This window comes from Galbibacter sp. L-19 (assembly GCF_056857615.1).
Map to the genome: position 1 here is coordinate 59971 of NZ_JBSXNL010000065.1, position 14983 is coordinate 74953.

9 protein-coding genes are annotated in these 14983 nt (G+C 34.8%); 6 read left to right on the top strand and 3 right to left on the bottom strand.

Features of this window, described 5'->3' with window-relative positions; translation table 11 throughout:
- Positions 1-4: 4 nt before the first annotated feature.
- Together rpsG and rpsL are read right to left on the bottom strand one after the other, a co-directional pair.
- A complete protein-coding gene (rpsG, locus tag AC13CQ_RS12905) occupies positions 5-481 on the bottom strand; it encodes a 30S ribosomal protein S7 (protein ID WP_008613602.1) in 477 nt (158 codons plus the stop codon).
- 22 nt (positions 482-503) lie between these two features.
- Positions 504-878 carry a 30S ribosomal protein S12 gene (gene rpsL, locus AC13CQ_RS12910; protein WP_008613603.1) on the bottom strand — a complete coding sequence of 125 codons (375 nt, stop codon included), beginning with the start codon at positions 876-878 and terminating at the stop codon, positions 504-506.
- 671 nt (positions 879-1549) lie between these two features.
- Here rpsL and AC13CQ_RS12915 point away from each other — a divergent pair.
- From AC13CQ_RS12915 to rlmB, 5 genes are all read left to right on the top strand, one after another.
- The gene (locus tag AC13CQ_RS12915; protein ID WP_474506813.1) at positions 1550-4771 is read left to right on the top strand and encodes a SusC/RagA family TonB-linked outer membrane protein; all 3222 of its coding nucleotides are present in this window, start codon (positions 1550-1552) and stop codon (positions 4769-4771) included.
- A gap of 10 nt (positions 4772-4781) precedes the next feature.
- Positions 4782-6224, top strand: coding sequence for a SusD/RagB family nutrient-binding outer membrane lipoprotein (locus tag AC13CQ_RS12920; protein ID WP_474506812.1), 1443 nt, complete (start codon positions 4782-4784; stop codon positions 6222-6224).
- Positions 6225-6551: 327 nt separating this feature from the next.
- Positions 6552-9767: a SusC/RagA family TonB-linked outer membrane protein gene (locus AC13CQ_RS12925; RefSeq protein ID WP_474506811.1), complete on the top strand. Its 3216-nt coding sequence runs from the start codon at positions 6552-6554 to the stop codon at positions 9765-9767.
- A 16-nt stretch (positions 9768-9783) separates the two neighbouring features.
- The gene (locus AC13CQ_RS12930; protein ID WP_474506810.1) at positions 9784-11247 is read left to right on the top strand and encodes a RagB/SusD family nutrient uptake outer membrane protein; all 1464 of its coding nucleotides are present in this window, start codon (positions 9784-9786) and stop codon (positions 11245-11247) included.
- 191 nt (positions 11248-11438) lie between these two features.
- Positions 11439-12173, top strand: coding sequence for a 23S rRNA (guanosine(2251)-2'-O)-methyltransferase RlmB (gene rlmB / locus AC13CQ_RS12935; RefSeq protein WP_474506809.1), 735 nt, complete (start codon positions 11439-11441; stop codon positions 12171-12173).
- 424 nt (positions 12174-12597) lie between these two features.
- Here rlmB and AC13CQ_RS12940 read toward each other — a convergent pair whose 3' ends face one another.
- Positions 12598-13359, bottom strand: coding sequence for a rhomboid family intramembrane serine protease (locus AC13CQ_RS12940; RefSeq protein ID WP_008613609.1), 762 nt, complete (start codon positions 13357-13359; stop codon positions 12598-12600).
- Between the two features lie 120 nt (positions 13360-13479).
- Here AC13CQ_RS12940 and AC13CQ_RS12945 point away from each other — a divergent pair, with 120 nt between their 5' ends.
- Positions 13480-14757 carry a replication-associated recombination protein A gene (locus AC13CQ_RS12945; protein ID WP_474507615.1) on the top strand — a complete coding sequence of 426 codons (1278 nt, stop codon included), beginning with the start codon at positions 13480-13482 and terminating at the stop codon, positions 14755-14757.
- Positions 14758-14983 lie beyond the last annotated feature (226 nt).

Here is a 14983-nt window from a genome sequence, read left to right on the forward strand (position 1 = left end):
TTTACTAAAATCTAAAGTGAGAGAATGCTTTATTTGCTTCAGCCATTTTATGAGTATCAACTCTTTTCTTAACTGCTGCACCTTCTTCTTTTGCAGCTGCAAGAACTTCGCCAGCTAATTTTTGAGCCATTGATTTTTCATTTCTCTTACGAGAATAACTAATCAACCACTTCATAGCCATAGATACTTTTCTATCTGGTCTAATCTGCATAGGAATTTGGAATGTAGCTCCACCTACACGACGGCTCCTAACCTCTACGTGTGGCATTACATTTGATAATGCATCTTTCCAAATCTCTAAAGCAGTTTTTTCTTCGTCTTGTTTTTTCTCTTCTACGATATCAATTGCATCATAGAAAACTTTAAAAGCTACAGACTTTTTACCATCCCACATCATCATGTTAACGAAACGCGTCACTAACTGATCATTAAATCTTGGATCTGGTAAAAGAGGTCTTTTTTTGGCCTGTCTTTTTCTCATTTCTTCTTGTTAAAAGTTTTAATTACTTCTTAGGGCGCTTTGCACCGTATTTTGACCTACGTTGCGTTCTTCCTTGAACACCAGCTGTATCTAAAGCACCACGAACGATGTGATACCTTACCCCCGGTAAATCTTTTACTCTTCCACCTCTTACTAATACTATCGAGTGCTCTTGTAAGTTGTGACCTTCTCCAGGGATGTATGCATTTACCTCTTTACCATTTGTAAGACGAACCCTTGCTACTTTACGCATAGCAGAGTTTGGCTTTTTAGGCGTAGTAGTATAAACACGCGTACAAACCCCTCTTCTTTGAGGACACGAATCTAAAGCAGCCGATTTACTCTTCTTAGTAATTGTGACTCTTCCTTTTCGTACTAATTGTGAAATTGTTGGCATAATCTACTAAACAATAATTATGTTTTATTTAATTAAATTTCCCTTTAAAATCCTGAGATTCAGTTCGTAAAAGAACACACCTCTCGTTTAAAAGGGTGGCAAAGGTATAAAAAATTATCAATAAATCAAACCTTAATTAATTAATTTTCAACAAAATCCACCTACCACATAAAAAACAACACAACCGCCACATAGTAATGCAAAGGAATAGTTTTGTTAATTCTTACAGAACTACAATGACTTCAGAAAAATAAAAATTACAAATTATTGTTGTCCGATAAAAGTTAATGGAATTTACAGGAATCCACTTATATCAAGGTCAAAAATGAGACTTTCAAAATAGACTTATTGCTATTAATAAAAATGAATAAAAAATAGATTTTAGCAACGCCTTTATTTAAACTGCTAATTACATGATAGTTAAGACTTAGCCCTTGTTCTTTTTTCTTATAGCGAAGCAGTCTTGTATTTTTACTTGAACATTAATGATTACAGAATTAAAAAAAGACTACACTAAAAATACTGTATTATTAATAAGGTGTTATATTTAATAAGAATTATGTAAAAAACCACAAAAAGCTTAACATTCTCTTAAAATTTATGACAGAAAAGTTGCAATCTTAACGTTATTTTATCATTTTCGCAGCAGCTAATTCAAATAAATTTATAAAATGAGAACAAAGTTTAGTGGATTTTTGACGCTAATCCTAGCGTTAATTGTGCAAATAACTTTTGCACAAGAAAAAACCGTAACAGGTGTGATTACAGACCAGGATGGCCTGCCGCTACCTGGCGCAAATGTAGTAGTTAAAGGTACCGCCAATGGTACTCAAACTGATTTTGATGGAAATTATTCCATCCAAGCCAACACAGGAGACATATTAGTATATTCTTTTGTTGGACAAAAAACTGAAGAGCGAACAGTTGGCGCTTCTAACGCCATTGATGTTAGCCTTCAACAAGATGCACAAGCTCTTGATGAAGTTGTTGTAACAGCTCTGGGGATTAAAAGAGAAAAGAAAGCATTAGGGTATGCAACTCAAGAGGTAAAAGGAGAGGCAGTTTCTACTGTAAAAAGTCAAAACTTTGTAAACTCTTTATCTGGTAAAGTTGCTGGTTTAAACATTAAGCCTTCTGGTACAATGGGTGGTTCTACACAAGTTGTAATTAGAGGTAACAGCTCAATTGCTGGAAACAATCAGGCTTTATTCGTTGTAGATGGAGTACCAATTAACAATGACAACAACAATACTGCAGATCAACAAGCTGGTCGTGGTGGTTATGATTATGGTAACGCTGCCTCTGATGTTAACCCAGATGATATTGAAAGCATCAACGTACTTAAAGGTGCTGCCGCAACAGCTCTTTATGGATCTAGAGCTTCTAATGGAGTTGTAATGATTACTACCAAAAAAGGTAGAAAACAAAAAGGAATTGGAGTTACTGTAAGTTCCAGCTTTACCATGGGTACTGCTGACAAAACTACACTTCCTACATATCAGAAAAAATATGGTGCTGGTTATGGACCATATTATGACTCTGCTGATGGTTTCTTTTTATTAGACGACATTAACGGTGACGGAATTGATGATTTAACAACTCCTTTCACTGAAGATGCTTCATACGGAGCTCCTTTTGACCCTAACAAAATGGTGTACCAATGGAATAGTATCTACCCACAATTAGGAGATACTTACCAAAAAGCCACTCCATGGGTTGCTGCTGAAAACGACCCTAATTATATCTGGAGCGCAGCCGGCACAATGGTAAACTCTGTATCTCTAGATGGTGGTTCTGACAAAGGAACTTTCAGAATGGGATACACTAATCTTGATCAAGAAGGTAACTTACCAAACAGCCAGATTAAAAGAAACTCATTAAATTTTTCAGGGTCTTTGAATCTAACCGATAAGCTAACAGCTACAACTACTTTCAATTTTGTTAAAACAGATGGTAAAGGACGATACGGAACAGGATACTCTTCTTTAAACCCAATGCAACAGTTTAGACAATGGTTTCAAACAAATGTAGATGTTAAAGAACAGAAGGAAGCATATTTTGCTACAGGCGAGAATATTACTTGGAATCCAAATTCTTCAAGTGATTTATCTCCTATTTATTCTGATAATCCATACTGGACATTCTTTGAGAACTATCAAACAGATACTCGTAATAGATTCTACGGAAATGCGGCTTTAAACTACCAAATTAATGATTGGTTAAGTGTTTTAGGAAGATTTACTTACGATACTTCTTCGAGTCTACAGGAAGAAAGAATTAACGTTGGTAGTGCAGATGTTTCTAAATACAGTAGATTCAATAATAATACTGCAGAATACAACTATGACTTAATGTTAAATTTTAATAAAGATTTAACTGAGAAATTAAATTTGGATGGTAACATTGGATTTAACTTAAGAAGAAATGAGTGGAGTTCTATTTTTGCAGAAACTAATGGTGGCTTAAACCTAGCAGGATTTTACAGCCTATCAAATAGCGTTAACCCTCTTGAGGCTCCAACAGAATATGAAGCTGTAAAAATGGTAGATGGTGCTTACGCAAGAGCTAGTTTTGGTTATGACGACACTGTATATATTGAAGGTACAGCTAGAACAGACCGTTCTTCTGCACTTCCTAAGTCAGACAACAGATACTTCTACTGGTCGGTAACTGGAAACTTAATTTTTTCTGAGCTATTCGATAGTAGCTGGTTATCTTTTGGTAAAGTAAGAGCAAATTATGCAACTGTAGGTTCTGACACAGATCCTTATAGAGTATTTAACACTTACACAGTTGGAACTCCATTTAATGGTGGTTTAGCATCAAACAACTCTACAAAACAAAATCTTGAACTAAAGCCAGAAGAACAAGAAAACTGGGAGGTTGGTCTTGAAATGTTCATCCTTAATAGACGTCTAGGTTTTGATGTATCCTACTACGATACTAAAAATAAAGACCAAATTACAAGCGTTCCTGTATCAAACTCTACTGGATATACGTCTGCTTTATTAAATGCAGGTACTATTCAGAATAAAGGGGTTGAAGTTCAATTAAATGCAACTCCAATTCAAAGTGAAAACTTTAGATGGAACTTTATATTGAACTGGTCTCAAAACAGAAGTGAAGTACTTTCTCTAGCAGATGGTATCGAAAACTTACAATTAGCTTCCTTACAAGGTGGAGTATCTGTGAACGCTGCTGTTGGAGAACCAATGGGAGTTATTAGAGGTACAGACTATGTATATGATGACAATGGTAATCGTGTTGTAGGAAGTAATGGATATTACCTTACATCTGCCAGCAACTCTATTATCGGAGATATCAACCCAGACTGGAAAGCAGGTTTATACAACACTTTCTCTTACAAAAACATTAGTTTAGGATTCTTAATAGACATGCAAAAAGGAGGTGATTTATTCTCTCTAGACACATGGTATGGTTACGCAACAGGTCTATATGACTTCACTGCTGGTTCAAATGATTTAGGAAACCCTGTAAGAAATCCTGTAACTAATGACGCTACTAGTGGTGGTGTTATTTTACCAGGTGTTAAAGAAGATGGTACGCCAAATGATGTCAGAGCAAATGCATCAACATACGCTAACCCATGGGGATATGCAAGAGCAACGAATTCAGCACACGTATATGATGCTGGATATATTAAATTACGTGAAGCTAACATTACTTATAAGTTAAGTGATAAAGTTCTAGAACAACTTCCATTCACAGCAGCTTCTTTCTCTTTAATCGGAAGAAACTTATGGATTATTGATAAAAATGTTCCATTTTCAGACCCTGAAGCAGGTTTAAGTTCTGGTAATGTTCAAGGATATCAATCAGGAACATACCCAAGTATTAGAGAAATAGGAGCAAGTCTTAAATTACAGTTCTAAAAAAATAATTATGAAAAAAATAGTATTAACAATTATATCTCTAGTAACTCTAATCTCTTGTCAATCAGACGACAAGTATGAGAACTACAATAGAGACCCAAAGAATCCAACTCAAGTTGATGCGGACTTCTTATTCAACAATGCTCAAAAGAGCTTGGTTGACCAAATGACAAGCACAAACGTTAACTCAAATGTATTTAGACTATTAGGACAGCACTGGACTGAAACTACATATATTGACGAGGCCAACTATGATTTAACAAACAGAAATATTCCACAGGCACATTGGTCTGAAATGTATAGAGATGTATTGTTAGATTTAAAAACTGCTAAAGAAGTTGCAGAAGCAGATCCAGAGCTAAGTGCAGGAGAAATAGCGGCTAGAGTAGCACAAGCAGAAGTATTAATGGTATATACTTACCAACAATTAGTAGATACTTATGGCAACATTCCTTATGCAGAATCTCTTGATGCTGAAGGATTTCCTTTACCTGCTTATGACGATGCTGCAACAATTTATTCTGATTTAATTGCAAGAATAGATGCAGCAACACCTAACTTAACAGGTTCTGGTTTTTCAATTGACAATATCTACGGAGGAAATATGGCTGCATGGACTAAGTTTGCTAATTCTATAAAATTAAGAATTGGTATTCGTTTATCAGATGTTAACCCTACCCTATCTCAATCAACTGTTGAATCAGCTGTTGCTGGAGGTGTATTTACATCTAATGATGATAATGCTACTTTTGAATATCAAGGAGCTACTCCAAACACAAACCCTTTATGGGTAGATTTAGTTCAGTCTGGAAGATCTGATTTTGTTCCTGCTAATACATTAGTAGATTTCATGAACGATCTAGAAGACCCTCGTAGAGCTGTATATTTCGATGACAATATGGGTGCAGACACGTATGTTGGAGGTATTTATGGAGCTAGTAATACATTCTCTAACTATACACATATTGGAGATCTCCTACACCAACCTACATTTCCAGGAATCCTTCTTGACTATTCAGAAGTATCCTTCTATTTAGCTGAAGCAGCTGCTAGATCTTACGCTGTTACAGGCACAGTTGAAGAACATTATAACAATGGTATAACTGCATCTTTTGAATACTGGGATGTTGCAGATGTTGCTACATACCTTGCTAAACCAGAGGTTGCATATGCTACAGCTCCAGGAGCAGATTGGAGAGAAAAAATCGGTTCTCAGTTCTGGTTAGCAATGTACAACAGAGGATTTGAAGCATGGACTGTTTGGAGAAAATATGACACTCCAATACTTAACCTTCCAGAAGATACAGGAAACCCTGTTCCAACACGTTATACATATCCAATTAATGAGTTAACACTTAACGGTACTAACTGGGAAGCTGCATCTGAAGCAATTGGTGGAGACGAACAAACTACTAAAATTTTCTGGGACGTTAACGACTCTCCTTCGAATTAATAATTCTTATTTTAAAATATATAAAACCACCTCACTTCGAGGTGGTTTTTTTATACCCTAAAATCAGAGAATACATTAAAATCATTATAAAAAAATTAAGAAAAACAACATTTAACACAATAATAAATAACTAATTTTTTTAAAAAAAACGTGTAGTTAAATTCATACATAAAAATACATCTTAATACTATCTTCATTAATTAACTTAAAAAGTTAAATATATATTATTTCAATAAAAAATTACGTAGAATCCAGTCTACGCCTGTAGTTGTGTAATTAACATTAAATTATCACTTTCGCACATGCTAATTCAAATAATTTATTAAAATGAGAAAAAAGTACAATGGGTACTTAGCGCTAATATTTGCGCTAATAGTACAAATTACTTTTGCGCAAGAAAAAACCATTACAGGGGTTATAACAGACCAAGATGGTTTACCATTGCCAGGAGCAAATGTAACTGTTAAGGGGACTTCAACAGGTACACAAACAGATTTTGACGGAAATTATTCAATTTCTAGTGAAGCAGGAAACACCTTAGTTTTCTCTTATGTTGGTCAAAAAACAGAAGAAAGAAAAGTAGGTAGCTCCAACACAATTAATATTGTATTAGAACAAGATTCCCAAGCTCTAGAAGAAGTAATAGTTGTTGGATATAGTACATCAACAAAAGAGTCTTTTACTGGTACAGCAACCACAATAGACGCCGAATCAATCGACAAAAAAAGTGTCTCTAATATCTCACAAGCACTTGCAGGAGAAGCTGCAGGGGTAAGAGTTATTAACACTACTGGACAACCAGGTCAAGCGGCTACAATTCGTATTCGTGGATATGGTTCTGTGAACGGGAATAGAGATCCATTATATATTGTTGATGGAGTTCCTTATGTTGGAAATATTAGTTCTATAAATCCAGCAGATATTAAATCTACCACTATTCTGAAGGATGCATCTGCAACTGCTATTTATGGTGCAAGAGGAGCAAATGGAGTTGTTGTAATTACAACGCAAAATGGTAGAGGTGAAGATTCTTATATTGAAGTAGAAACTAAAACTGGCCAAAACATGAGCTTAATCCCTCGTGCTAAAACCATTGAATCTCCAGAGCAATACATCGGTCTTGCATGGGAAGGTCTTTACAATAAAGGAAATATAAATGGAGTTGATCCTGAGGCTTATGCTAATGCTAATTTATTTAGTAACAATGGTATTTCTCCATTTTATAATATGTGGAATGTTGCTGATGGGGGAGAATTAATAGACCCCGCTACCAGACAAGTAAGAGAAGGCGTTACAAGAAAATACAACCCAGAAAACTGGGAAGATTATGCGTTTCAACCTGCTAACCGTATCGAAGCAAATTTAAAAATAGGTGGTGGTAATGATAAAACAAGTTACTATACTTCTTTTGGATACTTAAAAGATCAAGGTTATTCAATCAATTCAGATTTTGAACGTATCTCTACTCGTTTAAATTTAACTCACCAAGTACGCGATTGGTTATCTGGATCTGTAAATTTAGGATATGCAATTACAGATGCAAACAACAATGGGCAATCGGAAGATTCTGGAAGTATATTCTGGTTTGTAGATAACATTCCTTCTATATACCCTTTATTTTTAAGAGATGGAAATGGAAACATCGTTCAAGATCCTATCTATGGCGGACCTCAATATGATTACGGTGAAGATGGTCGTGGATTTGGAGCATTAACAAATGCAATTGCAGATTCATACTATAGCACTAGTAAAACTAAACGTCATGAAATTAATGGTAGTGCAAATTTAGATTTTAAATTTTCAGATCATTTAACATTTGAAAATCGTTTAGGACTTCAGTATTACAACAGTGGTTATGACAGTCTAGGAAACCCTTTTTATGGATCTAGTGCTAGTCAAAATGGATCTATATTCAAATCTAAAACTGAATTTTTTAGTTACAATATTTTAAATTTACTACGTTACCAAAATAAATGGGGTAATCATAGTTTTCAAGCTTTAATAGCTCATGAAGCTAACTCTTGGGAGCGTAAATACCTTTCAGCGTCTAAATTTAATTTAGTTGACCCTGATGGAAATGAATTTAACAATGCAGTAGGATCCAATCCTCCAACTTCATATACAGACGACTATACTTTAGAAAGTTATTTCGGTCAGATTAATTATGACTTTGATAAGAAATACTTTATTTCTGGTACAATTCGTAGAGATGGATCTTCTAGATTCTTAAACGATAAATGGGGAACTTTTGGGTCTATTGGTGCAGCATGGGTTTTATCAAACGAAGAATTCATGCAAAACCAAAATGTATTTAACAACCTAAAAGTAAAAACTAGTTACGGTATCATTGGTGAGCAAGGTGGTGTAGGTTTCTACCCTGGGTACGACTTATATGAGTCTAGCAATTTAAATGGCAACATTTCATTATCTTTTGACTCTAAAGGGAATCCAGATTTAACTTGGGAAACATCTAAAATGTTCCAAACAGGTGTTGAAATGGGTATTGGAAACTTCCTTGACGTAGCTGTTGATTACTATGTAAAAAATACAGACGATTTAATATTTGATAGAAGAGTTGGACCTTCTCTAGGGTATGCTACTATTAAAGTAAACGATGGTCAATTAAGAAACAGTGGTTTAGAATTTGATGTACAAGCACATATTGTTCAAACAAAAGATTTTTACTTAGACTTTGGCGTAAACGGTGAGGTATTAACCAATGAGTTAACACAGATGCCTATCGATCCTGCTACAGGACAAGAAAAAGTATTGAATATTGACGGTTATTTTGGACAATCTCAAGGACACTCTATATACGATTTTTATATGAGAGAATGGGCTGGTGTTGATCCAGATACAGGATCTGCAATGTGGAATCAATATTTTTATGATGCAAACGGCGACGGTCAGTTACAAGCAGATGAAGAAACAATCAACTCTATGACTGATTATTTAGCTGCAAATCCGGATAGAGCTAATGCTATTGGGAAAACGACTACTACCGTTTACCAAAATTCTACTCAAAAATACATTGGCAAATCGGCTATTCCAGATGTACGTGGAGCCTTCAGATTATCAACAGGATACAAAGGATTTAGTTTAAGCGCACAATTCTTATATGGTATTGGTGGTTATTCTTATGACTTCGTTTATTCTCAATTAATGAGCAATGACCAAATAGGTAATGCTAATTATCATGTTGATATCTTAGACAGATGGCAACAACCTGGTGATATAACTAATGTCCCTAGATTGTCTAGTAATGCAGATGGAGATACAAACTTCGCCTCTGCTTCAACAAGATTCTTAACAAAAGCAGATTACTTAAGTCTAAATAATATCCGTTTAGGATACCAAATTCCTAGAAACTACATTGATCAAATAGGTCTTGCAGACATGGAATTTTGGATAAGTGGAGACAACTTATTCTTATTCTCTGAACGTGACGGATTCAATCCAACTGCTAGTGAAGACGGTGGAACAGGTTGGTATCAATACGCACCATTATCTACTGTAACATTTGGTATTAGAGCTAAATTTTAATTAAAAAATGATGAAAATGAAATCTAAAATATATTTAACAGCACTTGCAGGTGTGATTACTCTTGCAAGTTGTAGCGATGACTTTTTAGAGACAGAGCCTACCGAGTTCATCTCTTCAGATCAAATTGCTGATGCTTCTGAATTAAACCCAGGGTTACAAGCTGCCAATGTTGCTGGTTTGTACTCAACAATGTACACCACTGGATCTGGCGGAACAGATCTAGATCATGATGATTTCGGTCAAAAAGGATATGATATCTATTCAGATATGTTATCTGGAGATATGGTTTTAGGTGCATTAAATTACGGTTGGTACTCTGGTATTGCACAATTACAATCAACAATTGACTTTACAGATACCGACAATTATAAGCCTTGGAGGTATTATTATAGAATTATTTTTGGTGCAAATAATGTAATTACTGCTTTTGGAGGAAACGATGTTGTTCCAGAAACTGATGAAGCAAAACACTTTATGGGACAAGCCAAAGCTATGCGTGCTTATGCATACTTTTATTTAGCAAACTTATATTCTGAAGGGTATGAGGCTTCCACTCCAATTCTACCAATTTATACGGATACAGAAGCACCAAACCAACCGCTTTCCCCTGCATCGGATGTATATGATTTAGTTATAGGTGATTTAGAAGATGCTGTTAGCCTATTAAACACTTTTTCTCGTACCGATAAAAGTGAAATCGATCAGGATATTGCCAAAGGGTTACTAGCATATGCTTATGCCGCAATAGGTGATAATGATAAAGTAAAAACAATCACTAAAGAAATTATCGACACAGGAAAGTTCCCTATCGCTACTGCAGAAGAGGCTTTAGGAGGATTCAACAACATTACACAACCAGGTTGGATGTGGGGTATGGATTTAACTCTTGATAATGGTCTTGATCTTGTTTCTTGGTGGGGACAGGTTGATGTTTACACCTATAGCTATGCATCTGTTGGAGATGTAAAGTCTATTGACAATGACCTTTACGACGCAATGCGCGAGGATGATATTCGTAGAGAACAATTTACAGATGTATATGAAATAGGACAAAAAGCTCCTACTGGTAAATTTTATGATCCAGCTAGAGAAATCCAAGGGCAACGTTACATCGAAACAGATTATGTTTATATGAGAATTGCTGAAATGTACTTATTAAACGCTGAAGCTTCTGCAAAAACAGGAGATGAAGGAAACGCTATCACAATGTTAAAAGTACTTCTTAACGAAAGAGTTGAGGATGCTTCATATGTTGATGCATTATCTGGACAAGCATTGTTAGATGAAATTTACCTACAAACTAGAATTGAACTTTGGGGAGAAGGTAAAAGTTATTTGGCTATGAAACGTAATAAAGCAACTATTACTAGAGGTCCTAACCACTTATCGTTTCCAGGGCAATCGTTTTCATATGATGATGATAGATTAACCCTTGAAATCCCTCAATTGGAAATCCAAAACAACCCTAATATCAACTAATAAATTATTGATATTATAAAACAATAAACCACCTCCCTTCGAGGTGGTTTTTTTATACTCCATTCTTCTGTAGAACTATAATTCAATTCCAAAAAGTATAAATTTTAATTTTACTTCAATAAAGCAGAAGATTTTATTTAATTGGGTTAACTCCTAAGCATTCAATAAAAAAATTCATGTACTTTTGCAACATGGAAAACAACTACCAAATATTTGGAATCAGAGCTATTATTGAAGCGGTTCAAGCAGGAAAAACTATTGACAAAGTATTTATTCAAAAAGGCTTAAAAGGAAGCTTATTTCAAGAGCTTGATACCCTTTTAAGAAAAGAACAAATAAACACTTCTTATGTTCCGGTTGAAAAGCTAAATAGACTCACAAAAAATAACCATCAAGGGGTAGTTGCAAATATTTCTCCAATAGAGTTTCACGAAATAGAAACCCTTATTTCTAATGTATTGGAATCTGAAGCTAAGCCACTATTTTTGCTATTAGACCAACTATCTGATGTCCGAAATTTTGGAGCAATTATTAGAACTGCAGAATGCACAGGCGTAAGCGGAATCATTATTCAGAAAAAAGGAGCTGCTCCTGTAACTGCAGATACTGTAAAAACTTCGGCTGGTGCTGCTTTTAAAGTTCCTATTTGTAAAGTTCACCATATAAAAGATGCTGTATTCCATATGCAAGCTTCCGGAATTCAAGTGGTTGCTGCTACTGAAAAAACCGAAAACACCTTATACGATGCCGATTTTACATTGCCTACAGCAATCATTATGGGATCTGAAGATGTAGGAATCTCCCCTTCCATCTTGAAGGTTGTAGATCAAAAAGCGAAGCTTCCATTATTGGGAGAAATCCAGTCTTTAAATGTATCGGTAGCTTGTGGTGCTTTTTTATATGAAGTTGTTAGGCAACGAATGTAAAATTAATTCCCCAAAAATAAAGATATTAGACCGCTACGCTACGAGAACAAGGACATAATATTTAACTTTATGTAAATAAGACACTTACAAAAACATAAGGCTCTAGTTTAAAATTACGTTGATTATTTGCTGGCTTCAATATCAATTCAAAATATAGTGACTTCATGTTTTTCATTTCTTTTGCTCGCCCAAAAGTAACGAAACAAAGAAAAAGACGCCTTATCTAATGATTTTTTTTTTAACAACGGGGTCGAAAAACCGTAACCGAAACGCTGCGTCACTGCGCTACGAGAAAAAAGAATGCAATATTATTTAGCAGATTTTCTATTTCTTTTAACTACTTACTTTATGATAGTTAAGATTTAGTCTTTGTTCTTTTTTCTTATTGCAAAGCGATCTTGTATTTTTACTCGAATAACTATTTCTAGGCTTTTTCTCCAGATGAAGGATTTCTTTTAGTTTCGTAATAATGGTATTTTATTTCTAGTGGATGCATTTCTGCTTCAGAGGTATCTTCTTCTGGGAGTTTTTCAATAAAATTTCCATTTTCATCAAAATGTTGTAAAAAAGGATCTTCTGCTTCATTATAATCTGGGCGCTCCCATTCATATTTTTCTTTGCGAAGCACTTCAGTTTTAAAAACCAATGCCAATACAAGCCCAACTATAAACCCTGATAGATGTCCTTCCCAAGAAATTTTATTTTCGACTGGAAAAATAAACCAAAACATACTTCCGTAGACAAAAACAGTAACTAAGGAAAGTGCTACTAAGCGTCTATTTTTAGTAAAAACACCTTTAAAAAATATAAAGCTAACTAATACATATATAAGTCCGCTAGCACCTATATGGTAGGCTGGACGACCTATTAACCAGGTGAAAAAACCGCTAAATAAGATTCCTAACACTAATACTTTCCAACTAATCTTATTATAAAAATAAAATAGAGCAGCGCTCAAAAACATTAACGGGAGCGTATTGCTATATAAATGCTCTACGTTACTGTGTATAAAAGGACTACATATAACACCTTTTAAACCACTAAAAGTGCGAGGATAGATACCAAATTCTTTAAAATCATGACCGAAAGTTAGCTCAAACCAATATACAGTCCAGATAGTCAATCCAAAAAACAATGGATAGATAAGCATCCAAAGAGAAAAATCTAAAGAATCGTTTTTTTGCATAGTAAGGCTTCATCAAAATTAACTCCAAACTAAAAGTACTGATAATTTGTCAGAAGAAAGAAAAAACAATCTGGCATAAAATTGAACAATTGAGCAGTATAAATTTTGTAATTTTGAGGCATGAATGAACCTTTAGCAGAACGTATCCGTCCTAAAAACTTAGAGCAATACATAAGTCAAAAACATCTTATTGGAGATGATGGCTCTTTAACGGCTCAAATAAAAAGAGGAACCATCCCGTCCTTAATTTTATGGGGACCTCCAGGGACTGGAAAAACAACATTAGCAAACATTATAGCCAATGAAAGCAAGCGTCCGTTTTACACTTTAAGCGCTATTAACAGTGGGGTTAAAGACATTAGGGAGGTTATTGAAAAGGCAAAGCAAAGCGGTGGACTTTTTACTGCTAAAAATCCTATTTTATTTATTGACGAGATCCATAGATTTAGTAAATCGCAACAAGATTCTCTTTTAGCTGCTGTAGAAAAAGGTTGGATTACCTTGGTTGGTGCTACTACAGAAAATCCGAGTTTTGAGGTTATTCCTGCCCTACTTTCTAGATGTCAGGTTTACATTTTAAATGCCTTTGATAAAAATGATTTAGAAGCATTATTACATCGAGCATTGAAAGAAGATTCTCTTCTTTCAAAAAAAAATATTGAATTAAAAGAAACAGAGGCCTTACTCCGTCTTTCTGGCGGAGACGGGAGAAAACTACTCAATATCTTTGAGCTAGTTATAAATTCTGAAGCTACCGATACCGTTGTTATTACAAACGATTTGGTAATGAAGAAAGTGCAGAAAAACACTGTTTTATATGACAAAACTGGCGAGCAACACTATGATATTATTTCAGCTTTTATAAAATCTATTAGAGGAAGCGACCCAAACGGTGCGGTATATTGGCTTGCCAGAATGATTGAAGGTGGAGAAGATGTTAAATTTATTGCTCGGAGAATGATTATTTCTGCCTCTGAAGATATTGGAAACGCAAATCCTACAGCCCTAGTTATTGCAAACAATACTTTCCAAAGTGTTACTACTATTGGATATCCAGAAGCTCGTATAATTTTAAGTCAGTGTGCTATTTATTTGGCTACTTCCGCAAAAAGCAATGCTTCTTACGAAGCTATTAATAAGGCTATTTCGGTTGTAAAACAAACTGGCGACTTATCGGTGCCGATACATTTACGAAATGCACCTACAAAATTAATGAAAGATTTAGGCTACGGAGAAGACTACAAGTATTCTCACTCCTACCCTAATAATTTTGTACAGCAAGAGTTTCTTCCAAATTCCTTAGAAAACAATACTTTTTATACTCCAGGAAATAATCAAAGAGAAAATGCCTTGAGAGAATTCTTAAAAAACAGATGGTCCGGAAAATACAATTATTAAAACAGACTAAATTTTTATGTAAAGAAGCACAAATTTCTATTTAACTGAAAGTCTATTTGCCACGAATTCACAAATATTTCTCTAATCCCTATCCATAAAATAACTCCTTCAAGAGAAGGCAATGATTTATTCGTGAATTTGTGGCTAAAATTTTAAAAACTATAGTAACTAGAAATATGCTGTACTTACTTTTTGGTATTGCGTTTGTAAGGCTGAGCCAATACAA

Bases quoted from the DNA above. Each gene is read 5' to 3' on its own strand.
- rpsG (WP_008613602.1), bottom strand. From the start codon at position 481: ATGAGAAAAAGACAGGCCAAAAAAAGACCTCTTTTACCAGATCCAAGA.
- rpsL (WP_008613603.1), bottom strand. From the start codon at position 878: ATGCCAACAATTTCACAATTAGTACGAAAAGGAAGAGTCACAATTACT.
- AC13CQ_RS12915 (WP_474506813.1), top strand. From the start codon at position 1,550: ATGAGAACAAAGTTTAGTGGATTTTTGACGCTAATCCTAGCGTTAATT.
- AC13CQ_RS12920 (WP_474506812.1), top strand. From the start codon at position 4,782: ATGAAAAAAATAGTATTAACAATTATATCTCTAGTAACTCTAATCTCT.
- AC13CQ_RS12925 (WP_474506811.1), top strand. From the start codon at position 6,552: ATGAGAAAAAAGTACAATGGGTACTTAGCGCTAATATTTGCGCTAATA.
- AC13CQ_RS12930 (WP_474506810.1), top strand. From the start codon at position 9,784: ATGAAATCTAAAATATATTTAACAGCACTTGCAGGTGTGATTACTCTT.
- rlmB (WP_474506809.1), top strand. From the start codon at position 11,439: ATGGAAAACAACTACCAAATATTTGGAATCAGAGCTATTATTGAAGCG.
- AC13CQ_RS12940 (WP_008613609.1), bottom strand. From the start codon at position 13,359: ATGCAAAAAAACGATTCTTTAGATTTTTCTCTTTGGATGCTTATCTAT.
- AC13CQ_RS12945 (WP_474507615.1), top strand. From the start codon at position 13,480: ATGAATGAACCTTTAGCAGAACGTATCCGTCCTAAAAACTTAGAGCAA.